At 72.8% G+C, this 26,329-nt stretch carries 26 protein-coding genes and 1 pseudogene; 11 read left to right on the plus strand and 16 right to left on the minus strand.

From position 1 onward, the window contains the following. The first annotated feature begins 104 nt into the window (after nucleotides 1-104). Entirely contained in the window at nucleotides 105-1,142 is a 1,038-nt protein-coding gene (locus tag Dvina_RS35705) for a hypothetical protein (RefSeq protein WP_223093679.1), read from the plus strand. Nucleotides 1,143-1,199: 57 nt separating this feature from the next. Here the strand turns inward: Dvina_RS35705 and Dvina_RS35710 are convergent, their stop codons facing one another. Then, the gene (locus tag Dvina_RS35710; protein WP_223093680.1) at nucleotides 1,200-1,553 is read right to left on the minus strand and encodes a DUF1304 domain-containing protein; all 354 of its coding nucleotides are present in this window, start codon (nucleotides 1,551-1,553) and stop codon (nucleotides 1,200-1,202) included. 191 nt (nucleotides 1,554-1,744) lie between these two features. Between Dvina_RS35710 and Dvina_RS35715 the strand changes: the two genes are divergently transcribed. Continuing rightward, entirely contained in the window at nucleotides 1,745-2,605 is an 861-nt protein-coding gene (locus tag Dvina_RS35715; protein WP_223093681.1) for an aminoglycoside phosphotransferase family protein, read from the plus strand. 4 nt (nucleotides 2,606-2,609) lie between these two features. Here the strand turns inward: Dvina_RS35715 and Dvina_RS35720 are convergent, their stop codons facing one another. Together Dvina_RS35720 and Dvina_RS35725 are read right to left on the minus strand one after the other, a co-directional pair. Beyond that, complete coding sequence (locus Dvina_RS35720) at nucleotides 2,610-2,813, minus strand: hypothetical protein (protein ID WP_223093682.1); 204 nt, start codon at nucleotides 2,811-2,813, stop codon at nucleotides 2,610-2,612. A 118-nt stretch (nucleotides 2,814-2,931) separates the two neighbouring features. After that, nucleotides 2,932-4,644: an ABC transporter substrate-binding protein gene (locus Dvina_RS35725; RefSeq protein WP_223093683.1), complete on the minus strand. Its 1,713-nt coding sequence runs from the start codon at nucleotides 4,642-4,644 to the stop codon at nucleotides 2,932-2,934. Nucleotides 4,645-4,697: 53 nt separating this feature from the next. On the opposite strand from Dvina_RS35725, the gene Dvina_RS35730 reads away from it, so the two are divergent. Further along, nucleotides 4,698-5,573: a Vgb family protein gene (locus Dvina_RS35730; RefSeq protein WP_223093684.1), complete on the plus strand. Its 876-nt coding sequence runs from the start codon at nucleotides 4,698-4,700 to the stop codon at nucleotides 5,571-5,573. 142 nt (nucleotides 5,574-5,715) lie between these two features. On the opposite strand, the pseudogene Dvina_RS35735 reads toward Dvina_RS35730, so the two are convergent. Beyond that, nucleotides 5,716-6,582: pseudogene (locus Dvina_RS35735) on the minus strand (phosphatase PAP2 family protein); the annotation flags it as partial. An 86-nt stretch (nucleotides 6,583-6,668) separates the two neighbouring features. Between Dvina_RS35735 and Dvina_RS35740 the strand changes: the two are divergent. Both Dvina_RS35740 and Dvina_RS35745 read left to right on the plus strand, forming a co-directional pair. Further along, nucleotides 6,669-7,922 (plus strand): MFS transporter, encoded by a 1,254-nt coding sequence (locus Dvina_RS35740; RefSeq protein ID WP_223093686.1) that lies wholly within the window; start codon nucleotides 6,669-6,671, stop codon nucleotides 7,920-7,922. Nucleotides 7,923-7,957: 35 nt separating this feature from the next. Next, nucleotides 7,958-8,191 carry a hypothetical protein gene (locus Dvina_RS35745; protein ID WP_223093687.1) on the plus strand — a complete coding sequence of 78 codons (234 nt, stop codon included), beginning with the start codon at nucleotides 7,958-7,960 and terminating at the stop codon, nucleotides 8,189-8,191. A gap of 104 nt (nucleotides 8,192-8,295) precedes the next feature. On the opposite strand, the gene Dvina_RS35750 is transcribed toward Dvina_RS35745, so the two are convergent. The 5 genes from Dvina_RS35750 to Dvina_RS35770 are packed head-to-tail and all read right to left on the minus strand — an operon-like array spanning nucleotide 8,296 to nucleotide 12,814. Then, a complete protein-coding gene (locus Dvina_RS35750; protein WP_223093688.1) occupies nucleotides 8,296-9,492 on the minus strand; it encodes an EAL and HDOD domain-containing protein in 1,197 nt (398 codons plus the stop codon). Between the two features lie 31 nt (nucleotides 9,493-9,523). After that, nucleotides 9,524-10,750: an EAL and HDOD domain-containing protein gene (locus Dvina_RS35755; protein WP_223093689.1), complete on the minus strand. Its 1,227-nt coding sequence runs from the start codon at nucleotides 10,748-10,750 to the stop codon at nucleotides 9,524-9,526. Between the two features lie 54 nt (nucleotides 10,751-10,804). Continuing rightward, nucleotides 10,805-11,467 (minus strand): GNAT family N-acetyltransferase, encoded by a 663-nt coding sequence (locus tag Dvina_RS35760; RefSeq protein WP_223093690.1) that lies wholly within the window; start codon nucleotides 11,465-11,467, stop codon nucleotides 10,805-10,807. Nucleotides 11,468-11,476: 9 nt separating this feature from the next. Next, nucleotides 11,477-12,103 (minus strand): hypothetical protein, encoded by a 627-nt coding sequence (locus tag Dvina_RS35765; protein ID WP_223093691.1) that lies wholly within the window; start codon nucleotides 12,101-12,103, stop codon nucleotides 11,477-11,479. Nucleotides 12,104-12,160: 57 nt separating this feature from the next. Further along, nucleotides 12,161-12,814, minus strand: a complete 654-nt coding sequence (locus tag Dvina_RS35770) for a hypothetical protein (RefSeq protein WP_223093692.1) — start codon at nucleotides 12,812-12,814, stop codon at nucleotides 12,161-12,163. 26 nt (nucleotides 12,815-12,840) lie between these two features. On the opposite strand from Dvina_RS35770, the gene Dvina_RS35775 reads away from it, so the two are divergent. From Dvina_RS35775 to Dvina_RS35785, 3 genes are all read left to right on the plus strand, one after another. Further along, a complete protein-coding gene (locus Dvina_RS35775; protein ID WP_223105892.1) occupies nucleotides 12,841-13,023 on the plus strand; it encodes a hypothetical protein in 183 nt (60 codons plus the stop codon). Nucleotides 13,024-13,045: 22 nt separating this feature from the next. Continuing rightward, a complete protein-coding gene (gene serA / locus Dvina_RS35780; RefSeq protein WP_223093693.1) occupies nucleotides 13,046-14,266 on the plus strand; it encodes a phosphoglycerate dehydrogenase in 1,221 nt (406 codons plus the stop codon). A gap of 297 nt (nucleotides 14,267-14,563) precedes the next feature. Further along, on the plus strand, nucleotides 14,564-15,196 hold the full coding sequence (locus Dvina_RS35785) for an HNH endonuclease family protein (RefSeq protein WP_223093694.1): 633 nt from the start codon (nucleotides 14,564-14,566) through the stop codon (nucleotides 15,194-15,196). 76 nt (nucleotides 15,197-15,272) lie between these two features. Here the strand turns inward: Dvina_RS35785 and Dvina_RS35790 are convergent, their stop codons facing one another. From Dvina_RS35790 to Dvina_RS35800, 3 genes are all read right to left on the minus strand, one after another. Then, entirely contained in the window at nucleotides 15,273-16,124 is an 852-nt protein-coding gene (locus tag Dvina_RS35790; protein ID WP_223093695.1) for an FG-GAP repeat domain-containing protein, read from the minus strand. A 124-nt stretch (nucleotides 16,125-16,248) separates the two neighbouring features. Next, complete coding sequence (locus tag Dvina_RS35795) at nucleotides 16,249-17,118, minus strand: FG-GAP repeat domain-containing protein (protein ID WP_223093696.1); 870 nt, start codon at nucleotides 17,116-17,118, stop codon at nucleotides 16,249-16,251. Between the two features lie 103 nt (nucleotides 17,119-17,221). Then, the gene (locus tag Dvina_RS35800; RefSeq protein ID WP_223093697.1) at nucleotides 17,222-19,651 is read right to left on the minus strand and encodes a GcvT family protein; all 2,430 of its coding nucleotides are present in this window, start codon (nucleotides 19,649-19,651) and stop codon (nucleotides 17,222-17,224) included. 338 nt (nucleotides 19,652-19,989) lie between these two features. Here Dvina_RS35800 and Dvina_RS35805 point away from each other — a divergent pair, with 338 nt between their 5' ends. Then, nucleotides 19,990-20,283 (plus strand): DUF4193 domain-containing protein, encoded by a 294-nt coding sequence (locus tag Dvina_RS35805; RefSeq protein WP_223105893.1) that lies wholly within the window; start codon nucleotides 19,990-19,992, stop codon nucleotides 20,281-20,283. A gap of 14 nt (nucleotides 20,284-20,297) precedes the next feature. Here Dvina_RS35805 and Dvina_RS35810 read toward each other — a convergent pair whose 3' ends face one another. From Dvina_RS35810 to Dvina_RS35820, 3 genes are all read right to left on the minus strand, one after another. Continuing rightward, nucleotides 20,298-21,200, minus strand: coding sequence for a ribonuclease Z (locus Dvina_RS35810; protein ID WP_223093699.1), 903 nt, complete (start codon nucleotides 21,198-21,200; stop codon nucleotides 20,298-20,300). After that, nucleotides 21,187-21,918 carry an aminoglycoside phosphotransferase family protein gene (locus tag Dvina_RS35815; protein ID WP_223093701.1) on the minus strand — a complete coding sequence of 244 codons (732 nt, stop codon included), beginning with the start codon at nucleotides 21,916-21,918 and terminating at the stop codon, nucleotides 21,187-21,189. Before Dvina_RS35815 ends, Dvina_RS35810 begins: the two co-directional genes overlap by 14 nt. A gap of 138 nt (nucleotides 21,919-22,056) precedes the next feature. After that, nucleotides 22,057-23,766 carry a VanW family protein gene (locus Dvina_RS35820; protein WP_223093703.1) on the minus strand — a complete coding sequence of 570 codons (1,710 nt, stop codon included), beginning with the start codon at nucleotides 23,764-23,766 and terminating at the stop codon, nucleotides 22,057-22,059. Between the two features lie 161 nt (nucleotides 23,767-23,927). Between Dvina_RS35820 and Dvina_RS35825 the strand changes: the two genes are divergently transcribed. Both Dvina_RS35825 and Dvina_RS35830 read left to right on the plus strand, forming a co-directional pair. Continuing rightward, complete coding sequence (locus Dvina_RS35825) at nucleotides 23,928-24,755, plus strand: ATP-grasp domain-containing protein (RefSeq protein WP_223093705.1); 828 nt, start codon at nucleotides 23,928-23,930, stop codon at nucleotides 24,753-24,755. After that, entirely contained in the window at nucleotides 24,748-25,290 is a 543-nt protein-coding gene (locus Dvina_RS35830; RefSeq protein WP_223093707.1) for a phosphoribosyltransferase family protein, read from the plus strand. The genes Dvina_RS35825 and Dvina_RS35830 overlap by 8 nt, the downstream gene beginning before the upstream one ends. On the opposite strand, the gene Dvina_RS35835 is transcribed toward Dvina_RS35830, so the two are convergent. Continuing rightward, complete coding sequence (locus Dvina_RS35835; RefSeq protein ID WP_246655540.1) at nucleotides 25,279-26,328, minus strand: hypothetical protein; 1,050 nt, start codon at nucleotides 26,326-26,328, stop codon at nucleotides 25,279-25,281. The two genes, Dvina_RS35830 and Dvina_RS35835, sit on opposite strands and share 12 nt — an antisense overlap. Nucleotide 26,329: the final 1 nt, after the last annotated feature.

The following is a 26,329-nucleotide window of genomic DNA, read 5'->3' on the forward strand; positions in this document are numbered from 1 at the left end:
ATGGTGTGTTTCGACACTCTTCCGGGTCAACGCGCCCCAGGTGGGGGGCTGGTCAAGCGCTTCGACAGCGTGAAACTCTCATACGGTTGTTAGGGTGGGCGCGGATGAGGAACGGCCGGACCTTGATCGCGCTCGCCGTGGCCCTGCTGGCCGGCGGCGTCCTCCTGGCGACCACACATCGCACGCCGACCCCGCCACCGGCCCGGGCCCCGGCCGTGGCGGCGATGGAGAAGCCGTCGGTGGCGATCTCCGCGAACCTCGCCGACGGCACCGACTACACCCCGCTGTTCTATGTGACAGCTCCCGTCTCGGTGGGTACCGCCCCGACGCCCGACGACACCGCCGACCGCCTCCTGCTGCGCTCCCCCACCGGCGACCGGGAGCTGCACCGCCTCGCCAAGGGCCGCTACGCCCAGTTCCTCGGGTTCACGGCCGCGGCCGGCCGCCTGTACTGGGCGGAGTCCTCGGCGCTCGCCGGCGGCGGCTACGAGACCCGGCTGTGGACGGCGGCCGTCGAGGGCACCGACCCGCCCGTCTCCCTGACCGCGGACATGGGCGCCGCGGTGTTCTTCGACTCCGAGTTCGACCTGGTCGTCGCCGACGGCCGGGTCAACTGGATCGCGGCCGCCCCGGACAGCGACACCCGCACCGAGCTGCGCAGCGTCGCCGTCACCGGCGGCCCGGTGACGACCGTCGCGTTCGCGGGCCGGTTCCGGCACACGGCGTGGCCGTGGCTGCTCAGCGTCGACGACGCCGCCCCGCTGGTCCTGGCCGACCCGCTGACCGGCGCGCGGCGCACGGTGACGAAGGCCGCCGCCGAGTCGGTCGTGTGCACGCCGACGTGGTGCCGGTCGATGGTGACGGCGGCCGGCGACAGGTACCTGTTCGACGTCCGCCATCCGGACGGCTCGGCCCGCCGCCGGGTCCCGGGCAACCTGAACGCGATCACCGTCGACGCGGCGATCGGCGGCCGCTACGAGATCTTCACCGAGTATCGCAACGAGCGCTCGACACTCGTCGCCTACGACCTGGACACGTCGACCATGCAGACGCTCACCGAGAACACGGGCGTCTCCGCGGCCCGGGCCGGTGTGGTCTGGTGGGCCGAGGGCGGCGAGTGGCGTTCGGTCGACCTTCGCTAGGTGGTCGAGGGAGATGCCGAGGAGGCGTGCGCAAGGCCGGCCCGAGCCGCCCGGGGCTCAGCGCGCGAGCAGCACCGCCGCAAGGGCGAGGGCGCCCGGAAGTGCCTGCACGAGCAGGATTCGCCGGCTGGCCGTGGCCGCACCGTAGATCCCGGCGACGATGACGCAGACGAGGAAGAACACCTGGAACGCCACGGACCCGGTGATGAGGCCGTAGGCGAGCCCGGCGACGAGGAATCCGTTGTAGAGCCCCTGGTTGGCGGCGAGGGCCTTGCTGGCGACGGCGAACTCTTCGGTGGTCCCGAACGCCGCGCGGGTCCGCGGCGCCGTCCACAGGAACATCTCGAGCACCATGAAGTAGAGGTGCAGGAGCGCAACGACGGCGACCAGGACGTCCGCGACGATCTTCACGCCCGAGAGCGTACCCGCACCACCGGCCGGCCGGCCGCGCGCCGGTCGTCGACAGGGACCGCGCGGGCCGGCTGGTATTTTCGGCGGTATGACCCGACCGTTGCGCGCCGGTGCCGCGCGGCACCGGCAGCTCCTGCTCGCGGCGGCCGCCGGCGGGCTCGCCGGGCCGGGGCGGGAGGCGCCGGCGCCGCATGACGCCTGAGGCGTGGCTCGACGCGCGGCTGGCCGAGGCCGGGCGGCGGCGCACCGGGCCGGTCACGGTGGTGAAGCGGCGGGCCTGGGGCACTGTCCGGCGCGCCGACACCGACGGCGGCCCGGTGTGGCTGAAGACGCCGGCGCCCGCCGTGGCGTTCGAGGTGGCGCTGTACCCGCTGCTGCACCGCCTCGCCCCCGCCCGCGTCCTGGCCCCGATCGCCGCCGATCCCGAGCGCGGCCGGCTGCTCCTGCCGGACGGCGGGCCGACGCTGCGCGAGCGGGACGACGGCGGCCAGGCGTTCCTCGCGGCGCTCCCCCGCTACGCGCAGCTGCAGCGAGCGACGTCCCGCGCGGTGCCGCAGCTGCTCGCCGCCGGCGTCACCGACATGCGCCCGAGCGTGCTGCTGCAGCGGTTCGACGAGGCCGCCGAGCTGGTGCCCGCGATCCGGGCGCGGCGGAGCTGGTTCGCCGACGTCGCCGCGGCTCTGGGCGCCTCGGCGGTCCCGGCCGGGCTCGACCACGCCGACCTGCACGAGGGGAACGTCTTCGCGGACGGCGAACGGTTCTTCGACTGGGGCGACAGCGTCGTCGGGCATCCGTTCGGGTCGATGCTCGTCGCGCTGCGGCGGGGCGGGGACGCGGCGCGGGACGCCTACCTGGACGGGTTCACCGACCTCGCCCCGCGGGCCGCGCTCCTCGAGGACCTGCGCCACGCCCGGATCGCGGCAAACGTGATCCGGGCGTTGACGTGGCAGCGGGCGATCGCCGCCGATCCCCGGGCGGACCCGGCGTTTGCGGACGGACCGGCGGTACACCTGCGGCAGTTGCTGGAGCCCGACCCCTGGAACTGCCCGTGAGGCGTCAGTCCTCCTCGGCGACCTGCGTGTCCTCGGTGTCGCGGTCGTGGTTGTCGGAGTGCCCGGTCAGCCCGTCGACGATCGCGTCCACGGGCTGACCGATGTAGTCGAACGCCGGGACGGCGATGTCCTCGGCCTCGTCGCGGATGGTGTCGATGTCGACCGAGTCGTCGACCCGCGGTACCCCGTCGCGTCCAGTAGCAGGCATACGCACCGCATATCCAGGCCGGCGCCCCGTCAAACCTGCGGCGCCGCCACGAGCGCGAACATCACCGGCTCCACGCGGCCATGGGCCAGGATCGCCCCCGGCAGGTGGCGGCTGTTGCTCACGCCACGCCCAGCGCGGTGACGTCCCAGGTGCCGTAGTACTGGTTCACGAACACGTTCGTGAGGCGCGGGTTGCGGTAGTTGAGGACCTGGTCGTAGACGAGCGGCAGCATCGAGGCGCTGTCCATCACCTCGGCGTCGAGCTGTTGCCAGATCCCGGCCGCGCGGACCGGGTCGGCGACCGTGCGGGCCTCGTCGAGCTGCTGGTTGATGAGGGGGTCGTTGAGCTCGGCGTAGTTGTTGTTGCCGCTGGGCCGGATCTGGCGGCCGTCGACGAGTGTCGGGTAGAAGCCGTAGCCGGTCGGGAAGTCGGCCGACCAGGCGGACATGATGATCCCGTACCCCTTGTTGTGCACGTTGTCCGGGCTGCCGACTGTCGAGCGGGCGTACAGCGACGGGTCCGACGGGTCCAGCCGCGCGGTGATGCCGACGGCGGCCAGGGACGACTGCACCGCCTCGGCCGTCTTCAGCGAGCGCGGGCTGCCGGTCGTCGCGATCACGGTGTCGAAACCGTCCGGCTTGCCGCAGCGCTTGAGCTCGTCCTTGGCCTTGTCGGGCTGGGCCTGGCCGGACCGCGTCCGGTACGGGTCGAGCCCGTCGTCGTAGCCGGGGATCCCGGGCGGGAGCATGCCGCCGGCGATCTGCCCGCCGCCGCGCGCGAGCTGCACCGCGTGCTTGCCGACCGCGTACTGCACCGCCCGCCGGCAGTGGATGTCGTCGAACGGCGCGACCCGGGTGCTCAGCGCCGCGTACTGCACGAAGCCGGTCGTCGGCTCGTCGGCGTTGGCCTTCAGGGTCGGGTCGAGCCTGATCTTGGCCTGGCTCGCCGGCTGCACGCCGCCCTGGCCGGCGTCGGCGTCGATGGTGCCGTCGAAGAGCTGCCTGTCGATCTCGTTGGGCTCGGTGCCGATGGTGAGCTCGATGCGGTCCGGCAGGGCCTTGCGCACCGGGTCGGTCGCGGGGTCCCACGCGTCGTTGCGGACCCAGACGACCTTCTTGCCCGCCTCGATGCGCTCGAACCGGTACGGCCCCGACGCGACGGGCATGTCGCCGTAGCGCTCCCCGGTGTCCTTCACCTGCGGGACGGGCGCGGCGACGCCCATCGCGAGCAGGTACGGGAAGTCCGCGAACGGCTCCGCGAGGTGGAACGCGATCGTGCGGTCATCCGGCGTGGTCACGGACCTGAGGTCGGCCCCGTCGCGGTACGGCCCGGCGTACTCCTGGCCCTGGTCCAGCTGGTCGATCAGGTACGTCGGGCCGCCCGACAGCACGTCCTGGGCGAAGAGCCGCTCGATGCCGTACTTCACGTCCTTCGCCCGGATCGGCGAGCCGTCCTCGAACTTGATGTTGTCACGGAGCCGGAAGGTGTACGTGAGCCCGTCCGCCGACACCGCCGGCTGGTCCTCGGCCAGGTCGGGCACGAGCGCGGTGGTCCCCGGTGCGGCGGCCGGTGTCAGCAGCGTGCGCACGTAGAGGCGCTGGAGGTTGTAGACGGCGTTGATGTACGACCGGGTCGGGTCCCACGAGTCGGCGTCGTTCGCGCTGGCCAGCCGCAGTGTCCCGCCGGGCGTCGCGGACGGGTTGACGACCCGGGTCAGCCCGGCGTCATACCCGCCGGCCGCGGTCTCCTCCCCGGTGCCGTTGCCCTTCCCGGCGCACCCGCCGGCCAGCAGCATCGCCACCACGACAGCGGAGCACACCGTAGTTCTCATGTGACCGAGGGTAGTCTTCGGCGGGTACCGTGCCGGGCGATTAGGGTGCGGAGATGATCGAGATGCAGGAGTTCACGGTCGGCGAGGCGGGCGACGGCCCCTACGGCATCACCACCGGGCCCGACGGCAACCTCTGGTGCACGCTCGTGCACGCCGGGCGGATCGCCCGGCTGACCCCGACCGGCGACGTGACGCTCTTCGATCTGGACAACCGCGCCGCCGGCCCGTCGGTGATCGTCGCGGGCCCCGACGGCGCCCTGTGGTTCGCCCGCTTCCAGGACGGCCGGATCGGGCGGATCACCGTCGACGGGGAGCTCTCCTCGGTGGCGGTACCGTCGCCCTACGGTCTGGCCTTCACGCCCGACGGCGCGCTCTGGTCGACGGAGCTCAACGCCGACCGCGTCTGGCGCACCCCGCCGAGCGGCGGCGACCCGGCCCCGTTCGACCTGGGCACCTCCGCCGCCATGCCGTCGATGCTCGCCGCGGGTGCGGACGGCGCCGTCTGGTGCACGCTCAACCAGGGCAACGCCGTCGCCCGGGTCGACACGCCGGCGGTCTTCGCGCTGCCGACCCCCGGCGCGGCTCCCGTGGGCATCGCCGCCGCCCCCGACGGCACCGCGTGGTTCGTGGAGATCGGCGCCGGGCAGGTCGGGCGGATCACTCCCGGCGGGCACATCGAGGAGTACCCCCTCGCCGACCGGGCCGCGCGGCCGCACGCGATCGTCGCCGACCCGGCCGGAGGGTGCTGGTTCACCGAGTGGGCCGGCAACCGCCTCGGCCACATCAGCGCCGACGGCACGGCGATCCGCTCCTTCGACCTGCCCGCCCCGGGCTGCGAGCCGCACGGCCTGACCATCGGGCCGGACGGCGCCGTATGGGTGGCCCTGGAGGTCGGCCGCGTGATCCGGTTCAGCGACCCGGGAGCCTGAAGGTCTGCTCGGCGCCGCCCGGGCGCAGCGGCACGGTGATCTCGCTGTTCGCCGGGAGCCGGTCGGTGACCGGCTCCGGCGGGTACTGCTGCGCCTGGGCGGCGGAGGTCTCGTCGTCGTCGGCCGCGGCGTCGGGGATCCACCGCGGGACGACCCGGTGGGCGGTGGCGAGCACGCCCGCGACCACGACGGCCGCCGTGCCGGCGATGCCGAGCGCGCCGCCCGCGTAGGCCACGAACAGGCGGCGCCGGCTCAGGTCGTCGACGGCCTGCTGGATCACGTCGTCGGTGAGCCGCAGGGCGATCAGCGCGCCGATCAGCAGCCCCACCCCGAGCAGGGCCAGGAACACCGTCGTGTGCACGTTCACCCGGCCGTAGGTGACCCCGCCGTGGCTGCGCTGCGCGATCAGGATGAACAGCGCGGCCGCCGCGGCCCACGCGCCCACCACGAGGAACGCGGCGACGGCGTCGCTGGGCCGGTGCCAGCCCGCCGAGAGCGTCGCCACCCCGACGAGCGACGCCAGGCCGGCACCCGCGAGCGCCACGAGGCCTCGGGTCTTGGGCGGCACCACCAGGATCAACGCGACGGCGACCGAGGCGGCGACGGTCGTATGGCCGCTCGGCAGGCTGTTGCCGGCCGCGACCCGGTCGACGTCGATGCCCAGGTGGGGCCGGTAGATGAGGGCCTTGAAGAGCTGCGTGGTGGCGTTCGACCCGCCGATGATGAGGACCGCGCCGACGGCCAGGGCGAGCCGGCGGCGGGCCAGGGCGATGAACCCGATCACGACCGTCGCGCCCGCGATCGACGCGACGGAGATCGTGCTGAGCGTGTCGTGCACGAGCCCGGCGACGCGCTCCTGCCCGATGCTGTTGCCGGTGAGCGCCACGTAGTCGAGCAGCTGGCCGTGTTCGCTGTGCACGAAAAATCGCCAGACCGCAATGAAGCCGGCTACGTGTGCCACCGCCATGACCAGGAGCCACGCGGCGAGCCGAAAGGGCCACCGTCGCATGGCCAGCAAGATAGCCCAATACCGCCGGTTGCGCTCAACGCGATACCTGTTGCTTTCCGGATGGCACATGAGATCGGCTGGCCGGCATGCGCGACACACCCTACCGGCCGGTCCTGCGCCACCCCGTGCTGCGCCGCATCCTGCCCGGCCTCGGGATCTCGGCGCTCGGCGACGGGATGTCCCTCGTCGCCGTCAGCTGGCTGGCGCTGACCCTCGCCCCGCCGGCCTCGCGCGGCACCTGGGTCGCCGCGGCCGTGGCGGCGTACTCGCTGCCGAGCGCGCTCGGGGGCGTGCTCTTGCGCCGGTACCTGCGCCACCGTCACGGCGCGCAGCTGGCCGGCTGGAACGCCGTGCTGCGCGCGTCCGCGCTCGGCGCGATCGTGCTGGTGAACGCCCTGGGCGCGCTGTCCCTCGCCGGATACGTCGGGCTACTGGCGGTCTCCAGCCTGCTCGCGGCCTGGGGGTCGGCCGGGCGTTACACGCTTATCGCCGACGTCCTCCCGCCCGAGCACCACCTGGCCGCGAACGGTCTGATGGGGACGCTGACGGAGGCGTCCGCGATCGCCGGTCCGCCGCTGGCCGGCCTGCTGATCGGCTGGACCGGCCCGGTGTTCGTCCTCGCCCTGGACGCGGCGAGCTTCGCCGTGCTGGCCGTGACGTACCGGCTCGCGGTGCCCCGCGGCGCCGGACCGGCTCCGGCCGGCGAGCCGGAGGCGGACACGCCGGGCGGCCCAGCGGACACCGCCGGCGCCGGCCGGAACTGGCTGACCGCGCTGTCGTTCGTGTTTTTCCTGCTCTTCGGCCCGTTCTACGTCGCCCTGCCCCTGTACATCGCCGACGACCGGCACGCCTCGGCCACGCTGCTGGGCCTGTACTACACGGTCTTCGGCATCGGCGCCGTCGCGGGCGGCCTGACCAGCGCGTATCTGCGCCGGCTGCCGCTGCGCCAGGCGCTGTTCGGGATCGTGCTGGCCTTCAGCCTGGCCGTGCTGCCCCTGGGCCTGGACGCACCGGTGTGGCTGACGCTGCCGGCGTTCGCGCTGGCCGGCCTGTGCTGGGCACCGTACATGCCGCTGGCCATGGCCCTCTTCCAGCGCACCGTGCCGCCGGCCCGGCTGTCGCAGGTGCTCGCCGTGTTCGGCTCCGTGACGGTGATCGCCGTCCCCCTGGGCACCGCTGCGGGCGGCCCGCTCGTCACCTGGCTGGGACCCCGGCAGACGCTGCTCGTGAGCGCCGCGGCCATGGCCCTGCTGGGCGCCGGCGGGGCGGCCGTCACGATCGTGCGATCATTCCGGAAACCACGGGAGAAAACGCACCCGGATGGGTATGTACACCGGTAGGAACACCTCGAGGGGGGCGTTGGACGATGGTGCTGGTGGGCTACACGGTCGAGGCGAAGGACGGCCAGATCGGCGCCATCGACCGCAAGACCTACGACGGCCGCCAGGTCTACGTCTGCGCCGGCGACGGCTCCCTGCTGAAGGTGGACGTCAACACCGTGGAGCGCATCGACCACCGCAACCACAAGATCTACCTGGCCGTCACCCGCGGCGAGCTGACCGCGGTGGAGGGGGCCGCGCCCGGCGCCGGGCGCGTGCGCAGCCGGTAGGCGACCGCGCAGATCGCCGGCGCGGTCCGGTAGCCGGCGAACGGGACCGGCCGGGCCAGTGGTACGCCGAAGCCGCCGCGGTCACCGGGCCTCGGCCGGCCGGCTCAGGGCGCGGCCGGCTCCGGCTCGGCCAGGGACGCGTTCGTCCAGCTCAGCGCGGCCAGCAGGTCGGCGTGTAGGTCGTCGGCGGCGTCGCCGCGCTGGTAGGAGCGGACCTCGCGCAGGACCGTGCCCAGGTCGCCCTGGCCGTGGATGGCGGCGGCCACGTCGCGGGTCAGGGGGAGCTGGTCGGTCAGGGTGGTGGCCGGGCCGCCCATCAGGTCGCCGATCGCCGAGAGCAGGCCCACCGTGAACGCGGTCGCGCCGGCGCCGGCGCCGCGGCGTTCGGCGACGGTCTGGCACATGCGGGCGCGGACCACGGCGTCGGTCAGGACCGTCTCGTCGCCCTCGGCCAGGTCGGCGACCATCATGAGGGTCGCCCACTGGCGGACCTGGGGGATGCCGAGCAGTACCACCGCCTGGAATATCGACGAGACGGGCTGCTTCAGCCCGTTGGCGGCGGCGTTGACACCGCGCAGGATGCGCACGGCGAGGGCCGGGTCGCGCTCGATCGTCGACACCGCCCGGTCCAGGTCGACGTCGTCGGCGGCCAGCTCGGTGACCAGGCGTACCCGAGCCAGCCGCGACGGGTTCAGCGCCTGCGTGGTGATCAGGTGGGGGCGGCTGAGGATGTGGCCCTGGAACAGCTGGAAGCGGTGCCGGGTCGCCAGCTCCAGCTGCTCCGGGGTCTCGATGCGCTGCGCGATCAGGCGGATGCGGGGGATGCGCCGGCAGGTGTCGACGATGCGGGCGATGGCGCGGCGGTCGCCGGCCTGCATGTCGACCTTCACGAAGTGCACGTGCGGCAGCAGGCGGGTGGCCGCGGGGTCGCCCGTGTAGCCGTCGAGGGCCAGGCGGTGACCCTGCTCGGTCAGGGCGGCCGCGGCGGCCACGAGCTCGTCGTCGACCTCGATGCCCGACAGCAGCTCCAGGCCCACCCGGCCCGGGGCGAAGGGCAGGGGCAGGGCGCCGACCAGGAACTCGCGGGTCAGGTTGACGAAGCACAGCTTGTCGCCGACGAGCTCCTCGATGCCGAAGGCGGTGAACGCCTCGACGATCACCCGGCTCGTGGCGGCGCTGTCGCGGACCGTGGCCTCGTGGGCGTGGGGGCCGTCGCGGAACAGCAGCTCGTACGCGGCGACCTGGCCCTCGGCGTTGTACAGCGCCTGGCGGCCGATGTGCACGGGGCGGGTGCTGTCCACATCCTCATATCGGCAGGAAAGCGCTGATACGTTAGGAAGCCGGGCGGCCCCGCGGCGCGATGATCTGCCCCGTGTACGCCACCGCGTCCAGATAGGCCCGGGCCGTGTCCTCGACCGGCACCGGTGCGGCCAGGAGCATCGGCAGGTCCGACGCCTCGTAGGCGGCCACGAGCGACAGCAGCTCCCCCAGCGGGCCGGCGCCGGCCACCAGCGCGGCGGTGACCTCGTGGCTCAGCGACAGCCGCAGCGCCAGGTCCGCGGCCGGCTGGCCCAGCAGCTCGGCGACGGCCGACACCAGCCCGGCGGTGAACGCGGCCTCCGGTGGCAGGTCCATCCGCCCGGCGATGTTCTGGCACATGCGGGCCCGGGTGATCGCGGCCCCGAGCTGGTGGGTGCCGGGGTCGTCCAGGTCACTGACGAGCATCAGCGTCGCCCAGTCCCGCAGCCGGTCGACCCCCAGGAGCAGGACCGCCTCGTGCACCGACGACACCTTGACCGGCAGCCCGAGGGAGTCCGCGTTCGCGGCCGCCATCAGGCGCAGCGACAGCGCCGGGTCGCTCGTCACCAGGCCGACGACGCGGGCGAGCGGGATGCTCGGGCCCACGAGGAGGCTCAGCAGCTCGACCCGGGCGAGTCGCGACGGTGACAGTGCCGCGGCGCTCACGACCTGCGGGCGCCCCAGGATGTAGCCCTGGAAGAAGTCGAATCCGAGGGCGCGCGCGAGCTCGAGCTGCTCCGGCGTCTCCAGCCGTTCGGCGACGAGCTTGACACCCTCGTATTTGCGGCAACGGTCGACGGTCGCGGAGAGCTCCCCGGCCGGCGTCTCCAGCACGTCGATCTTCACATAGGCGGCCAGCTCGAGCAGCGGCTCGTGGCCGAGGCCGAACACGTAGTCGTCGAGCGCGATGCGGTAGCCCTGCCGGACCAGCCCGGCGACGGCCGCCACGACCTCGTCGTCGATCTCGACGGTCTCCAGGATCTCCAGGACCACCTGCTCGGCGTCGAACGGCAGGGGGAGGTCGCCGACGAGGAACTCACGGGTCAGGTTGACGAAGCACAGGCCGCGCCCGCACAGCGGCTCGATGCCGATCTCGGTGAAGGCGGTGATGAGCACCCGGCTGGTGGCGTACGCACCGCGCTCGTCGGCGTCGGTGGCACCCGCGTCGCCGCGGAACAGCAGCTCGTACCCGTGTACGTCGCCGTGCCGGGTGAAGATCGGCTGGCGGCCGACGTGGACGGCGCCGGGGCGGGGGAACATACCGCACTCATCGACCCGGCCGGCGCGGATCTGCGCTTTTCCGGCCGCTTGCCGTTACTCGGCGCCGGCCAGCGCGATGATCTTCCAGCCCCGGTCGGGGAAGCCGGCCGCGGCCGCGACGTGGGCGCTGGCGATGTTGTCGGGGTCGTGCAGGTAGAGGGCCACCGCCGAGGCGTCGACGATCCGCCGGGCGGCCCGGGCCACCAGGCGCCGCGCGAGCCCCCGGCCGCGGGCCTGCTCGGCGGTGCCGACCGCGATCTCCACACCCGTCGGGTCGTGGGGTTTGAGGCCCACCCCGCACAGGAACTCCCCGGTGCCCGGTTCCCGCGCGACGAGCACCTCGCCGGGGAACGGTCGCAGCCACTCCGGCAACCCCGCCCCGCCCGACGGCTCCCACTCCCCCGCGTCCGGCAGGGCCGCCGGGGTCTGCGTCCACCGGAACACGCCGGTGAAGCACCGCTGCTCGGGCCGCCCGACGAGGGCCGGCAGGTGGGCGAGCAGGTCTTCGGGCCCGGACCGGGCGAGCAGGCCGGCGACCGCGTCGCGGCTGGCCGGCGGGACGGAGAGGACCCCGTTGCCGGCGCCGTCGAGCACGCCCAGGACCCGCTGTTCGGCGCCGTCCCAGCGCGGCCGCTCCCGCTGCGGGCTGCCGACGACGACCAGGCCCTCCGGTGCGGGCCAGGCGCCGATCCAGGTGCGCAGGAATCGATCGAGCACGCCACGATCCTATTGCTGCGTGCGGTACTGCGCGCTCATCACCTCGGCGACGCGCCTGGTCCAGTCGGCCGGGCCGTCGACAGTCCAGTTCTGCCCGAGGGCCATGAACACCGGGGCATGGCCGCCGGCCTGCGTGGACCACTGGGCCTCGACGTCGCTGTGCTCGGCGTACACGCCGACGCCGACCGCACTGCCGCCGGCGGTGCACCGCCCCCGCGAGACCGAGCCGCTGACGGTGGCGACGGCCGGTGACGCGTCGACGGCCTCGTAGCCGGAGCACGGCAGCCCGCGCCGGTCGAGGTAGTCGACGAGGGCCTGGGCGGAGGTGAACCACTGCGGTGCCGCGTCGGCCGTGGCGGCGGGCTCGCGGTCGATCCGGCCGATGAGGATGGCGACCGCGGCCCCGGCGACGAGGACACCGACCGCCAGGGCGGCGATCATCGCGGTCGGCGGCCGGTGCACCGGGTGCTCCCGCGGCGGAGGCGGCGGCAGCGGCTGGGTGGCGTCGTCGAGGTCGGCCGTCAGCGCCCGCGACCGCGCAGCGGCCATGGCGCTCGACGTCAGCGGCTGGGTGGCCGCCGAATCGCTCTCCGGGGGATCCGCGTGGTCGAGAGGCGGGTGCGGCTCATCGGTCACGCGAGAAAATTACCCTTTCCCGTTCTCGGACTGAGCACGGCCGAACGTACAGATCTGTCACTCGGGTTGTCGCGTTTCTTGCATCGGCTGCGCTGGGAGCGCTACCGCGATCTCGTCGCCGAGCGTGGCGCCGCCCAGCAGCTCCAGGTCGTCGCCGCTCCAGAACTTGCCGGGGTCGTACCAGTTGGCGCGCTTGCGGCGTTCCAGCAGCCCCATGTCCTCGTAGGTGACGGCGACGACCTCGGCGCAGTACGCGGTCTCCAGGGTCCCGCTCGTCGCCTCCCGCAGGTGTGGCAGCCGCCCCTTGAACCAGCGCCCGGCGAGGCGGGCCGTCGACGGGAACGGCGTGCCGTCGAGCCGGGCGACGGTGCGCAGCGCCGCGTCCTGCATGGCCGGCCCGGCCTCGGGGAACAGCTGCCGCAGCCAGGCCCGCTGGCCGTAGCGCCGGCCCCAGACGAGCACCGCATCCCGAAGATCGTGCAGCTGTACGCCGCGCTGGCGGGTCCCGGTCCACATGTCGGTAAGTGACCGGCCCAGCTCCGCGTGCCACATCAGCGGCGGCATGTCGTCGAGCACGATGGCCATGCCGACGTGGTTCACGGGGCTGTTGGTGAGCGTCTGGATGGCCCGGTCGGCCGGGGTGCGGCCCCGGAACACCCACAGGTCACCCGTCCGGGTCATCCGCACGGCCTCATCGAGATCCACCTTCACCCGGACTACCCTAGGGCGTCATGCGGATCAAGTGGTGGAAGGTCGTCGGGCTCGCCGGTGTCGTCGGCGTGGCGGCGACGGGTGTGCTGGTGGCGCGGGCCGAGCGGCAGCGCCGGGCGTACACGCCGGAGGAGATCAGGGAGAAGCTGCGCACGCGGCACGCCGTCGCGCAGGTTGGGACGAGTCGCGGCTCACGTACCAGTGACTGATGGGGTCACCTAGGCTGGCCGTGTGCTGACTTCCCAGGCCGACCCGGTGCGGGTCCTGTTCCTCGAAAACATCCACCCGATCGCGGTCGAGCGGATGCGGTCCGAGGGGTACGAGGTCGAGACCGTCGGGCGCGCGCTCGACGAGGACGAGCTGATCGCGAAGCTCGACGGGGTACACCTTCTGGGCATCCGCTCCAAAACCCAGGTCACCGCCAACGTGCTGGCCTCCGCCCCGCAGCTGCGCGCCATCGGCGCCTTCTGCATCGGCACGGACCAGATCGACCTGCGCACCGCCGCCGAGTCCGGCATCGCCGTGTTCAACGCGCCCTTCTCCAACACCCGCAGCGTGGTGGAGCTGGCGATCGCGGAGATCATCGCCCTGACCCGCCGGCTCACCGAGAAGAACGCCGACATGCACAACGGCGTCTGGAACAAGGACGCCGAGGGCTCCCACGAGATCCGCGGGCGCTCGATCGGCATCGTCGGCTACGGCAACATCGGCACCCAGCTGTCCGTCCTGGCCGAGAACCTGGGCCTGCGGGTGTACTTCTACGACACCTCGGAGAAGCTGGCCCTGGGCAACGCCGTGCGCTGCAACTCGCTGGAGGAGCTCCTCGAGGTCGCCGACATCGTGACGCTCCACGTCGACGGCCGCCCGGGCAACAGCGGCTTCTTCGGCGAGGAGCAGTTCGCCCGGATGCGCCCCCGCAGCATCTTCCTCAACCTGAGCCGCGGCTTCGTCATCGACCACGACGCCCTGCGCACCCACCTCGGCAACGGCCACCTCGCGGGCGCCGCCGTCGACGTCTTCCCGAAGGAGCCCAAGGCCAAGGGCGACGAGTTCGTCTCGGCCCTGCGCGGCCTGCCGAACGTCATCCTCACGCCGCACATCGGCGGCTCGACCGAGGAGGCCCAGTCCGACATCGGCTCCTTCGTGGCCGAGAAGCTGCACAAGTACGTGGCCGAGGGCTCCACCACGCTGAGCGTCAACCTGCCGAGCCTCAACCTGACCCAGCTGCCGGACACGGCGCGAATCGCACTGCTGCACCACAACGTCCCCGGCGTACTGGCCGACGTGAACAGCATCTTCGCCGGCCACAAGGTCAACGTCGAGGGCCAGATCCTCGCCACCCGCGGCGAGTACGGCTACCTCCTCACCGACATCGCCGCCCACTACCCGCAGGAGATCCTGAACCAGCTGGCCGCCATGGCCACCACCGTGCAGCTCCGCGTGCTGTCCTGACCTGCGCCTTCGGGCACCCGCACCACAGATCTGTCCCGCCGCCCCGCCACCGCTCACGCGGTCGGCGGGGCGGCGTCGTTCCCGGGCCCGGACGCGACACGCGGTTCGCCGGGCACGGCGGGAGCAGTAGGCCGATTCATCACCCTGAAGGGTGACAAATCCGTACAGTCGGGCGGGAGTCGTATGTGCCCTCGCCGGGCCAATGCATTGATAGACTTCTATCTCCAGACACGTCCGGGCAGGGGCGCGTTCACGGCCGGGCGAGAGCGTGCTCCCACACCCACCGAAGGAGTATGGATGTCGAAGATCGTTCGCGCGGTTGTCGCCGTCGTGCTGGGCGGGGCGGTGGCCGCGGTCGGCGTGGCCGCGCCGGCCGGAGCGACACCGCCCGGGATTCCGTCCAAGGCTACGGCGCAGACGCAGCTCAATGCGCTGACCGTCGCGACCGAGGGGTCGATGAGCGGGTACAGCCGCGACAAGTTCCCGCACTGGATCACGATCAGCGGGACCTGCGACACCCGCGAGACGGTGCTCAAGCGGGACGGGACGTCCGTGGCGACCAGCAGCGCCTGCGCCGCCACCTCGGGCCGCTGGTACAGCCCGTACGACGGGGCGACGTGGACCGCGGCCTCGGACGTCGACATCGACCACGTCGTGCCGCTGGCCGAGGCGTGGCGTTCGGGCGCCAGTGCGTGGACGACGGCGAAGCGGCAGTCGTTCGCCAACGATCTGACCCATCCGCAGCTGATCGCCGTGACCGACAACGTGAACCAGTCCAAGGGCGACCAGGACCCGTCGACCTGGCTGCCGCCGCTGACCTCGTACCGGTGCACCTACGCGCGCATGTGGATCAACGTGAAGTACACCTGGAGCCTCAAACTGCAGTCGGCCGAGAAGTCGGCCCTTCAGGCGCTCCTCAACGCCTGCTGAGTGCCGCAACCAGCCGGCGGGTCCGGATTCGCGCGCGCAGCACTGCGAATCCGGGCCCGCCGAGTCCGTCCCGGACCTACCAGCCGGTGCCGATCATGACCGGGTCCTGGCCGCTGACGCCGCGGGTCGAGTCGCCCGGGAACAGCCACAGGTCGTTGTTCGTCTTGCGGGCGATGAGGTCGGCGTTGCCGTCGTTGTCCCAGTCGGCGGCGCCGGCGAAGTCGTAGCCGTTCCAGCCGCTGCCGATGAGGACCGGCGGCTGCGCGGAGTAGCCGCGCACCGACTCACCCGGGAACAGGCTCAGGTCACCGGTGGTGCCGCGGACGATGATGTCCTGGTTGCCGTCCTTGTCCCAGTCGGTGATGCCGGCGAAGTCGTAGCCGTTCCAGCCGGTCCCGATCTGGACCGGGGCGGCGGTGCTGTAGCCGCGCTTCGACTGGCCCGGGAACATCCACAGGTCGCCGCCCAGGCTGCGGGCGATGATGTCCTGATTGCCATCCTTGTCCCAGTCGGCGATGCCCGCGAAGGTGTATCCGTTCCACCCGAGCCCGATCTGCACGGGCTGCGCGTCCGGCACCCCGCGGGTCGAGTTGCCCGGGAACAGCAGCAGGTCACCGGCCACGTTGCGGGCGATGATGTCCTGGTTGCCGTCGTTGTCCCAGTCGGCCAGGCCGGTGAAGGTGTACCCGTTCCAGCCGAGCCCGATCTGGACCGGCTGGGCGCCGGCCACGGCCCGCGTCGCCTCGCCGGGGAACAGCCACAGGTCCCCGCCCGGGTCGCGGGCGATGATGTCCTGGCTGCCGTCCTTGTCCCAGTCCGTCACGCCCGCGAACGAGTACGCGCCCGAGGCCGACGCCGGGCCGCCGGTGGCCATCGCCACCGCCAGCCCCAGCGCGACCGCCGCCAGGCCGAGTCTCCTGCTTCGCATGTCTTCCAGCTCCCCGTTGCACCGCGAACCGCCTGCTGCGATCCGTCACTGAACAGAATGTGTGCATAAAGCAACGCTGGGTAACATTTTCGGCAGATCGGACGGCGTGGCGAACGGTAACGGCCTACCAGCCGTTGCCGATCTTCACCGGCGGCACCGTCGAGTAGCCGCGCTTGGACTGGCCGGCGTACAGCCACAGGTCGCGGGTCTGGTCGTTGCGCACGAGGATGTCCTGATGGCCGTCCTTGTCCCAGTCGGTCAGGCCGGAGAACGTGTAGCCGGTCCAGCCGTTGCCGATCTGGACCCGCGCCGCTGTCGAGTAGCCGCGCTTGGACTGCCCCGGGTACAGCCACAGGTTCCCGGTGGCGTCGTCGCGGGTCACGATGTCCTGGTGGCCGTCGCGATCCCAGTCGGCCACGCCGGCGACCGTGAACCCGGTCCAGCCGTTGCCGATCTGCACCCGCGGGACAGTGCTGTAGCCGCGCTTGGACTGCCCGGGGTACAGCCACAGGTCGCCGGTGCTCTCGTTGCGCATGACGATGTCCTGGTGGCCGTCGCGGTCCCAGTCGGCGAGCCCCACGATCCGGAAGCCCTGCCAGCCGTTGCCGATCTTCACCCGCGGGGCCGTCGAGTAGCCGCGCTTGGACTGGCCGGGGTAGAGGTACAGGTCACCGGTGGCCTGCTCGGTGACGATGATGTCCTGGTGGCCGTCGCGGTCCCAGTCGGTGATGCCGGCGAACTCGTAGCCGTTCCAGCCGTTGCCGATCTTGACCCGCGGGACAGTGCTGTAGCCGCGCTTGGACTGCCCCGGGTACAGCCACAGGTCGCCGCCGGCGTTGTCGCGCACCACGATGTCCTGGTGGCCGTCGTGGTCCCAGTCCCGCGTGCCGGCCACCGTGAACGCACCCTCCGACGCGGCCGCGGCCGGCGTCCCGGCACCCAGCAGCGCCGACGCCGCCACACCGGCCAGGACTGCCGCGATCGTGATCCTCATGTCCGACTCCCCCGTCTCGCGATCACCGTGCGTGATCGACATGACCGAGAGTAGGGATCAAGTTACGGAAAGCAACGGAATGGTCACCTTCCGGTCACTGCCGTCAAACGCGCACGCGCGCGCTCGCCGGGTCGTACAGGGGCCGGATCGACGCCCGGGCCGGGTACGTCACCCCGGCGATCTCCACGGTCAGCGGCTCGGCGTCCAGCCACGCCTGATCCAGCACCTCCGTGCCGGCGTCGAGCATGGCCAGGCCGACCGCGCCGCCCAGGGTGTGGCCGTAGGAGGCGGCCCGCACGTAACCGACGTCCCGCCCGCCCCGGCGGACCACCTCGCCGTGGTACAGCAGCGCCGCCGGGTCGGTCACCAGGACCTGGACGAGCCGGCGGGTCAGCGGGCCGCGGGCCTTGCGGGCCAGGACGGCGTCGCGGCCGATGAAGTGCTCCTTGTCCAGCGCCACGGCGAAGCCCAGGCCGGCCTCCAGGACGTCGTCGGTGTTGTCGATGTCGTGGCCGTAGTCGCGGTACCCCTTCTCCATCCGCAGGCTCGCGAGGGCCTTGAGCCCGGCGTGGCGCAGCCCGTGCCCCTCCCCGGCCGCGACCAGCTCGTCGTGGACGTGCACCGCCTGCTCGGTCGGGACGTAGAGCTCGTAGCCGAGCTCCCCGACGTACGTGATGCGCAGGCACAGGACCCGCGCGTAGCCGATCTCCAGCTCGGCCGCCCCACGGAACGGCAGCGTGATCTCGGTGCCGGCCGCGGCCGCGAGGATCTCCCGGGAGCGCGGGCCCTGGACGTTGAGCTGGGCCCAGCCGGAGGTGACGTCGGTGGCGAACGCGTGCCGGCCGGCGAGGTGGCGGCGCAGGCGGGCGAAGACGTGGCGGTGGGCGGTGTCGGAGGCGACCACCCAGAACCGGTCGTCGTCGAGCTGGGTGACCGTCAGGTCGGCCTCGATGGTGCCGCCCTCGTTGAGCCACTGCGTGTAGGTGACCCGGCCCTCGTCGAAGCCCGCGACCCGGTTCGCCGACAGCTCCTCCAGGGCCGCGGCGGCGTCATCGCCCTGGACCAGGAACTTCGCCATGAACGACATGTCCATGAGGACCGCGTCCGCCCGCGCCGCCGCGTGCTCGGCCGCCCACTGCGGGAACCACGCCGGACGGCCCCAGGAAAGCGGACTGCCACCCTCGAAACCGTACACATCGGGCATCTCCCAGCCGGAGACGTCGCGGCGGTAGGGCCGCAGCGGCGCGACCCGGTCGTGCAGGGGCGAGCGGCGGGCGTCCCGCGCCGACGAGAACGCCTTGTAGGGGAAGTGGGTGGCATAGACCTGACCCAGCGCCTCGACGGTACGGCGGGCGCGGTAGGACCGGTTGCGCTGGTACGGCTGGAGCCGATCGATGTGCATCCCGGTCACGTCGACGTCCGGGCGGCCCTCGGCGATCCAGGTCGCCAGGGCGCGCCCGATGCCGCCGCCGGTGAGGATGCCGATCGAGTTCATCCCGGCGGCGACGAAGTAGTTGCGCAGCTCCGGGGACTCGCCGAAGACCGGGGCCAGGTCGGGCGTGAAGCTCTCGGGGCCGCAGAAGAAGGTCCGCACCCCGGCCTCCTCGGTGACCGGGATCCGGCTCATGGCCTTGCTCAGGTAGGGCGTCATCCGGTCCCAGTCGGGGGGCAGCGTCCCGAACGCGAACCCGTCGGGCACCCGCTCGACGCTCCACGGCGCGGCCGCACCCTCGAACAGCCCGACCAGCAGGCCGCCGCCCTCCTCCCGGAAGTACCCATAGGAGCCCGGGTCTTCAAGGACGGGCATGTCGCTCGACACGCCGTCGATCGGCTCGGTGATGAGGTAGTAGTGCTCGGCCGCCTGCAGCGGGACGCTCACCCCGGCCTCCTCGCCGAGCTGCCGGGCCCACATGCCGGCGCAGTTGACCACGACCTCGGCCTCGACGTCGCCGAACGGCGTGCACACCCCGGTGACCGTGTCGCCGCGGCGCAGGGTCCCGGTCACCGCCACCCCCTCCAGGATCGTCACGCCCCGCAGCCGGGCACCCTTGGCCAGGGACATCGTGACGTCGACCGGGTTGGCCCGGCCGTCCTCGGCGACGTAGAACCCGGCCAGGAGGTCGTCGGTCCGCGCGAGCGGGAACAGCTTCCCGACCTCCGCCGGGGAGATCTCGTGGACGTCGACGCCGAGGTGGCGGTTGAAGGCGGCGACCCGGCGGTACTCCTCCAGCCGGCCCGGGTCCGCGGCGACCTCGATGAACCCGCACTGGCGCAGGCCCGTCGAGAGTCCGGTCTCGGCCTCCAGGCTGGCGTACAGATCGCGGGTGTACTGTCGCAGCCGCGTCGAGGTCTCCGACAGCGAACCGAAGGTGACGATCAGACCCGCGGCGTGCCACGTCGTGCCGGCCGTGAGCCGGTCCCGCTCCAGCAGCAGCACGTCGGTGACGCCAGCCTTGGCCAGGTGATACGCCACCGACGTCCCGATGACCCCACCGCCGACAACAACCACACGAGCCCGCTCCGGAAGGTTCATGCGCAAACTCTAAAGGCCGCACCGCAGTGTTCGTCCGTTCGGCCAGACCTGCCTCCTGACCTGCGCGTTTTGGTGGCGCCCGGCAACATCTGCGCCGAGAATGCCAAAAGTCCGCGCACGGGCGACCCGGCGAGGTAGCCTCGTTGGCGCTGCCGCTGTTGATATGTCCACAGTGGACCGGATCCCGCCGTTGCGCCCGTGAGCGGATGTGAGCCGGAACACTGTGTTTATTCATTCACGAACGTGACACTTCTAAACAAGGCCGGTCGGGAACACATCCCCTCCCGGCGGCGTTCGTTACACAACCAAGTCACCAAGAGAGGGTGAACGCCATGGCCATCAGCACCGACTACGACGCGCCACGCAACCCGGTCGGCGCCGACCTCGCTGAGGACAGCCTCGAGGAGCTCACCGCCCGCCGGCAGAACGGCCAGTCGGCCGTCGTCGACGTGGACGAGAACGAGGCGGGCTTCGAGCTTCCGGGCGCGGAGCTGACCGACGAGGAGCTCACAGTTCCCGTCGTGCCGATGCGGGTCGACGAGTTCCGCTGCTCGAGCTGCTTCCTGGTCCACCACCGCAGCCAGCTGTCGCGGGAGAAGAACGGCGCGCCGGTCTGCACCGAGTGCGATTGATACATACCGGGTGACTAACCGCGGATCCTGACGCGAGTCAGGTCCGTGGCCACAACCACCTCACCGTCGAAGACCGCTGCCGCCTCCCGTTCCCACTGGAGGAGCGACAAGTCGTCGTAGCGCTGCGAGAAGTGGGTCAGCACCAGGGTGCCGACCCCGCTTTCCGCGGCCACCCGCGCCGCCTGCCCGGCGGTCAGGTGCCCGTGCGCGACGGCCAGGTCCTCGTCGGCGGTGAGGTACGTCGACTCGATCACGAGCACGTCGGCCCCCTCGGCGAGGGCGAACACGCCCGGGCACAGCCGCGTGTCCATGACGAAGGCGAAGCGCTGCCCCCGGCGCGGTTCACTGACGTCCTCCAGCCGCACCCCGCGCAGCTCCCCCTGCCGCTGCAGCACGGCCACGTCCGGCCCGGCGATGCCGTGGGCGCGCAGCCGGTCCGGGAGCATCCGCCGCCCGTCGGGCTCCACGAGCCGATACCCGTACGCCTCGATCCCGTGGTCGAGCGGCTGCGCCTCGAGCCGGAACCTCGCCGTCTCGGCCAGCAGCCCGCCCTCGGTGACCGGCCGCTTGGTGATCTTGGCGACGTCGTAGAACGGGCTGGCGTGGCGCAGGCGGTCGAAGTACACCTCGCCACTGCCCGGAAAATAGGCCTGGACGTCGTGGGGCGAGCCGTCCAGGGAGATCCGCTGGACGACCCCGGGCAGGCCGAGGCAGTGGTCGCCGTGGAAGTGGGTCAGGCCGATCCGGGTGATGGCGCTGGCGCTGACCCCGGCGTGGACCATCTGCCGCTGGGTCCCGTCGCCGGGATCGAAGAGGATGCCCTCGCCGTCCCAGGCCAGGAAGTAGCCGTTGTGGTTGCGCGCCCGGGTCGGGACCTGGCTGGCGGTGCCGAGCACGACGAGCTCACGGAGCGACATTACGGCGACTGTACCGGCGGCTCCAGGCGATCCGCGCCCGCATCTCGCCCTCCAGGCCGTCGCGCACCCAGTCCGCCTGCGGCTGCACCCCCTCCGCGGCGAGCCGCCGGACCAGGTCGAGCGTGCACTCCTGCTGGAGCACGACCTGCTCGGCCAGCCCGTCGGGGTCGATGCCGTAGGCCCGGGCGAAGATGCCGATCCGCCGCTGCCGGTCCGGCGGGGCCGGGTGGTGGTACGACCGCAGCGCCTCCTCGTCGTCCCGGAAGGGCGCCACGTATTCCAGCGCGTAGGCGACATCGTGCACGGGCGGCTTCAGCACGGCGTAGTCCCAGTCGAGGATGCCGACCGGCGCGCCGGCCCGCCAGACCAGGTTCCAGGGCCCGAAGTCGCCGTGGCACATGATCCGGCCGTCCGGCGCGGGCCGGAACCCGGCGACGGCGTCGTGGTACTCCCGCAGCAGCCGCCCCATCGCCGCCAGCCCGCCCTCGTCCGCCGCGTGCCGCCACCCCGCGCCCCCGGACTCGCCGTCGAGGTAGGTGAGGATCTCGCGGCCCTGCTCATCGATCCCGAGAAAGCGCGGCGAGTACGGGAAGCCGACCCGCTCCAGGTACGCAAGGAGCGCATGGACCTCGCCGCTCCACGGGTGCACCGGCCGCCGGACCGTGTCCCCGACCCTGGTCACGGTCCGGTGCGGCGTCGCCTGGAGCACCTCGTCCATGCGCCGGACCCTATCGGCCGCAGTGCCACAGCCGCGGCACCGCGTCGGCCGCGCCCACCACGACCGTGCGGTCCCTTCGGCCGGCGGTCACCCCAGTCGAGGGGACCGCACGGCCGCCGGGTTGAGGGGGCGGCGATATCAGGCCGCGGCGCCCGGGGGCGGCGCGCCGCAGATGAAGTGCGGCTCGGGGTCGTAGCGCCACGTGAAGCGCTCGCGGCGGACCTCGTGGCCGTCCTGGCTGAAGACGCGGTACGCCTCCTGCGTGAAGCCGGGCGCGCCGGCCGTCGGGTTGCAGTCGGCTTCCTGGAGGTACTCCGTCTTCGGCTGGACGATCTTGGTGCGGGGCCCGTAGACGGTCGCGATGTCGTAGCGCTTGGTGCCGTACAGCGTGACCGTCACGGAGTCGTCGGTCGTCGCGGTGTCGATGAGCACGCCGCTCGGGCCGTCGTTGCGGATGCGCAGGTCCAGCGACGGGTAGACCACTGTCGCCTCGATGACCGCCGGGTACCTGTCGAAGTAGTAGCTGTGCGGGTGGTGCTCGACGTCCTGCAGCCCGGCCAGGTACGCGGCGTTGAACAGCGTCGTGGCCACCTGGGAGACGCCGCCGCCCGAGCTGTTCTTGATCTTGCCCATCTCGATGCCGGGCGCGTCGACGTACCCCTTCGCGTGGGTGCGCTCCCCCACCCGCTCGTTGAGGCTGAACGTCTCGCCGGGGCGGATGAGCATCCCGCGCAGCGCCTCGGCCATGGTCCGGATGTTCACGACGCGGGGCTGGCCCGGCTCGAAGTGGGTGGTGAACGAGCCGGCCGGGCCGCTCACGCCGAGCTTGCCCAGCTCCGCCGCGGTGGTGGCGGCAGGCGCGGAGGTCATCGGCACCGTGACCCGCCGCGGGGTGGCCGTGGAGCGCAGCGCCTCGAGCAGCTTCGGCGTCGACAGGTCGACCCGGCTGCCGTCGGTCTCGGCCCGGATGACCGGGCGGCCGCCGACGACCTCGAACCGGGCGTCGGCCGCCGGCACCTCGACCTTGGCGAACGCCGCCGCGGCCGACTTGCGCAGGGCGGCGGCGTCGAGCGCGGGCACGATGTGGCCGTCGGCGTCGGACTCGAGGCGCAGGGCACCCGCGATCCCGGACGCGGTCACCGTCACCTCCCCGCGCGGCGTGGCCAGCACCAGCGGCCCGGCGACGGCCGGGGTGGCGAGGTCGCGGATCAGGCGGTCGACGTCGGCGCGGGTGTCCTTCGGCAGCAGGTCCGCCACCGGGAACTCGAGCGCCGGGCGGCGCAGCCAGCCGGTCTCGGCCAGCCGGGCGATGCCGGTGCGGTCCAGGCCGCGGCCCGGCTCCGGGTACACCGCGATCGGCTTCAGCCCGTCGAAGCGCACGGCCGGCATGACCGGCGCGTCGCCCTGGGCGCCGAGGTGGTCCATGAGCGCGGCGTAGAGGCGGCCCGCGTCGACGTGCACGACCGGTGCGACGTCCTCGTCGGTGAACGGCGCCGGTGTGGCCGCGACCGCGCGGTCGATCGTCGCCGCGGCGTCGAGGGTCAGGCCGACCGCGGCCGGATCGATGACGGCCGGCTCGGTGCCGACCTTGACCGCGACCGGCTGGTGCAGGCGACCGGCGACGCCGCGCTCGAGGACCTGCAGCGCCTCGGCCCGGGACTTCCCGCCGAGGTCGAGGCCCAGCACGTGTACGCCGCGATCGACATCGTGCGCATACGTCCGCAGCACCGTCAGCCCGGGCACGACCACGAGCAGCGTGACCGCCATCACCAGCCGGCGCCGGCGCACCGTCCGGCGGCGGCGCAGCATCGGCGGCACGACGGGCCGGGTTCTGACATCGGTAACCATGGCATTACCGTGCCCGATTTGTTACGTTAGTTCACAAAAGTCGACACCGATGTCCCCGAAAGTGTCACCGCGAATGCCCAGCGTGAGCGCGGGGCCGGGGCGATGTGCCGTCTGTGGGCTCCGCCAACGACACTGACGAGCCTCGCTGGCAGGATATGAGGGTGCGTCAGTTCCGGACCCTGGCAATGAGGGTGCGCTCGCCCGAGGCGAGTGCGGCCCTGACGCATGCCGCTCACCGCATCGGCCTGCCGGTGGCCCAGCTGCCCGGGGACCCGGCTGAGGTCAACGGGCTGCACTCGGCCGACGGGGTCGCCTGGCGGGCGGCCGGCGGCTACCTCACCACGCTCATCGCCGGCGGCGCCGACGTGTGCCTCTACGGCGCGTCCCCGACCTGGTTCGCCGCCCTCCCGAAGGACGTCACCGGCCGCGACATCCGCCTGGTGAGCGTCGGCGAGGCCCCCGACGTCGTCGGCCCCCGGCCGGCCGTGGCCAAGCTCGCCGACGAGAAGCACCCGGCGTTCTCCGCGGCCTGGGTCCGCAACGCCGACGACCTGCGCAACCGGCTGCGCACGGCCCGCCTCCCGGCCGACAGCACGCTGATCATCATGGACCACTGGCTGGACCTGGCCTCGGAATACCGCGTCTTCACGATCGGCCGCCAGCCCGTCGCCTGGAGCCCCTACCTGGTCGAGGGCGAGGAGTGGAGCCCGACCCTGCGCATGCACCGCGCCTCCTGGCACGACGAGGCGGCCGACTTCGTCGGGCTGATGCTCGCCGATCTCCCGGCCGACAATGTGCCGCCCACCGCCGTCATCGACGTCGGCCGCACCGAGACCGGCGAGTTCGCGGTCCTCGAGGTCAACAACGTGTGGAGCTCCGGGCTGTACTCGTGCGACCCCGACGGTGTCCTGCGAGCCGTCCTGGCCGCCAACGACCCCGACTGCCACCCGCGCTGGCGATGGCAGCCGGCCCCGGCGCTCGGTGCCTGACCTCCGCACCCGCCTGCGCGTCGGCTTCCACTGGCGGGGCGGCCCCGACGTGGCCTTCGCGGACATCACGGAGTGGTGGCGCGACCCGGCGGTCCTGCGCGAACTCCCCCCGGCCCTGACCGCCCTCGTCCCCGGCGCCCCGACCGTAGTGATCGGCCCGGCGTCGCGCGGCACGCTGCTCGGCGCGCTCGTCGCCGCCCACCTGGGCGTCGGCCTGGTCGAGGTCCGCAAGAACGACCGGGTGGCCCGGCACTCGCCAGTCCACACGCACCGCTCGCTGCCGGCCGGCTACCACGAGGGCGGCGCGCAGCTGAGCTTCCGGCGCGCCCTGATCCGCCCGGACGACCGCGTCCTGTGCGTGGACGACTGGGTGGAGAGCGGCGGCCAGGCGGCGGCGATCCACGCCATGGTCACCGAGATCGGCGCGGCGTGGCTCGGGCTGGCCGCTGTCGTCGACGACCTCCCGCCCGGCTCCCCGCTGCGGGCCGGCCTGGGCGTGCGCTCCCTGCTGACGGCCGGCGACCTATCCGAATGACAGGCGTTTGCGGCGCTGGGGCGGGCGGACGCCGTGGCGGGCGAGGACGGTGCGGGCCTTGGCGTGGTCGGATGCGGTACAGCCGGGCGTCACCAGCATCAGGTGGGCCAGGGACTCCTCGATCGTGACCACGCGCCCGGCCCCGACCGCCGCGTCCAGCCGGCCGCGGACCAGGTCACGCACCTCGCGGCGGTGGCCGGGCGCGCGGAAGGCCATGGTCACCAGCGCGAACAGTGCCGCGTCGGCCGCCCAGTCCTCGACGCCGAACGCGAGGTCGATGAGCACCTGCCGCCGGGTCGACGACGGCCACGGCTCGTCGGGCGCGTGGTGCAGCAGGCCGAGGCAGACCCACGGCTGCAGCAGGCGATACCAGTAAGTCGGCGTGGAGCGCGCCAGGTGCTGCCACCGCGCCGTGGGCGGCGGGTCGGGCAGGTGCGCGAGGAGCCCCAGCAGATCGTCGAGGGGCAGCTCACCCAGCGGCGCCGCCTGGAGGTATCCGGACAGCATCGAGGGCCAGGTCTCGGCCCCGACCTGGTGCAGCATCGCCACCGCCCCGGCCGAGGGCGGCGGCACCGCGGCCACGGGCCTGACCCCGTCGTACCGCCAGATCGACGACCGCGCCGGCCGCCGCAGCGGCACCCGGATGTCCGGCTCGGGAAACGCGCCGATCCGCAGGTCCACCGGCCCGATGACCCGCCGCGCGGCGAGCAGCGCGGTCGCCGGCTCGGCCGCGGAGAGGCTGAGCCGCCCGACCTCGACCTGATCGCCCTGCGCCCGGCGCGCCGCGATCTCGTTCGCCGCGAGGCAGACGGCCTCGGCCGGCATGGGCACCCAGTTGAGCCAGGACCGGGTCGCCCCGGCGAGCGCGAACACCACATCGGTCATGGCGCAGGGATGTGGATCGTCGACGATGGCCACGAGATCGGCCACGTCACCCCCGACCCGGAACCGCAGCCCCCGCCGCGCCGCGTCACGATGCCGGAACTTCGAGTCCCGAGCCAGCCGCCGCAGTTCCCCGTCGGCGTCCTCCGTGATCATG

It is taken from the genome of Dactylosporangium vinaceum (assembly GCF_019904175.1).
GTDB lineage: Bacteria > Actinomycetota > Actinomycetes > Mycobacteriales > Micromonosporaceae > Dactylosporangium > Dactylosporangium vinaceum.

Excerpts from the sequence above, each read along its gene's own strand:
- Dvina_RS35730 (WP_223093684.1), top strand. The coding sequence starts at position 4,698 with ATGATCGAGATGCAGGAGTTCACGGTCGGCGAGGCGGGCGACGGCCCC.
- Dvina_RS35820 (WP_223093703.1), bottom strand. The coding sequence starts at position 23,766 with ATGGTTACCGATGTCAGAACCCGGCCCGTCGTGCCGCCGATGCTGCGC.
- Dvina_RS35715 (WP_223093681.1), top strand. The coding sequence starts at position 1,745 with ATGACGCCTGAGGCGTGGCTCGACGCGCGGCTGGCCGAGGCCGGGCGG.
- Dvina_RS35835 (WP_246655540.1), bottom strand. The coding sequence starts at position 26,328 with ATGATCACGGAGGACGCCGACGGGGAACTGCGGCGGCTGGCTCGGGAC.
- Dvina_RS35795 (WP_223093696.1), bottom strand. The coding sequence starts at position 17,118 with ATGAGGATCACGATCGCGGCAGTCCTGGCCGGTGTGGCGGCGTCGGCG.
- Dvina_RS35740 (WP_223093686.1), top strand. The coding sequence starts at position 6,669 with ATGCGCGACACACCCTACCGGCCGGTCCTGCGCCACCCCGTGCTGCGC.
- Dvina_RS35705 (WP_223093679.1), top strand. The coding sequence starts at position 105 with ATGAGGAACGGCCGGACCTTGATCGCGCTCGCCGTGGCCCTGCTGGCC.
- Dvina_RS35810 (WP_223093699.1), bottom strand. The coding sequence starts at position 21,200 with ATGTCGCTCCGTGAGCTCGTCGTGCTCGGCACCGCCAGCCAGGTCCCG.
- Dvina_RS35720 (WP_223093682.1), bottom strand. The coding sequence starts at position 2,813 with ATGCCTGCTACTGGACGCGACGGGGTACCGCGGGTCGACGACTCGGTC.
- Dvina_RS35815 (WP_223093701.1), bottom strand. The coding sequence starts at position 21,918 with ATGGACGAGGTGCTCCAGGCGACGCCGCACCGGACCGTGACCAGGGTC.
- Dvina_RS35785 (WP_223093694.1), top strand. The coding sequence starts at position 14,564 with ATGTCGAAGATCGTTCGCGCGGTTGTCGCCGTCGTGCTGGGCGGGGCG.
- Dvina_RS35790 (WP_223093695.1), bottom strand. The coding sequence starts at position 16,124 with ATGCGAAGCAGGAGACTCGGCCTGGCGGCGGTCGCGCTGGGGCTGGCG.
- Dvina_RS35725 (WP_223093683.1), bottom strand. The coding sequence starts at position 4,644 with ATGAGAACTACGGTGTGCTCCGCTGTCGTGGTGGCGATGCTGCTGGCC.
- Dvina_RS35800 (WP_223093697.1), bottom strand. The coding sequence starts at position 19,651 with ATGAACCTTCCGGAGCGGGCTCGTGTGGTTGTTGTCGGCGGTGGGGTC.
- Dvina_RS35755 (WP_223093689.1), bottom strand. The coding sequence starts at position 10,750 with ATGTTCCCCCGCCCCGGCGCCGTCCACGTCGGCCGCCAGCCGATCTTC.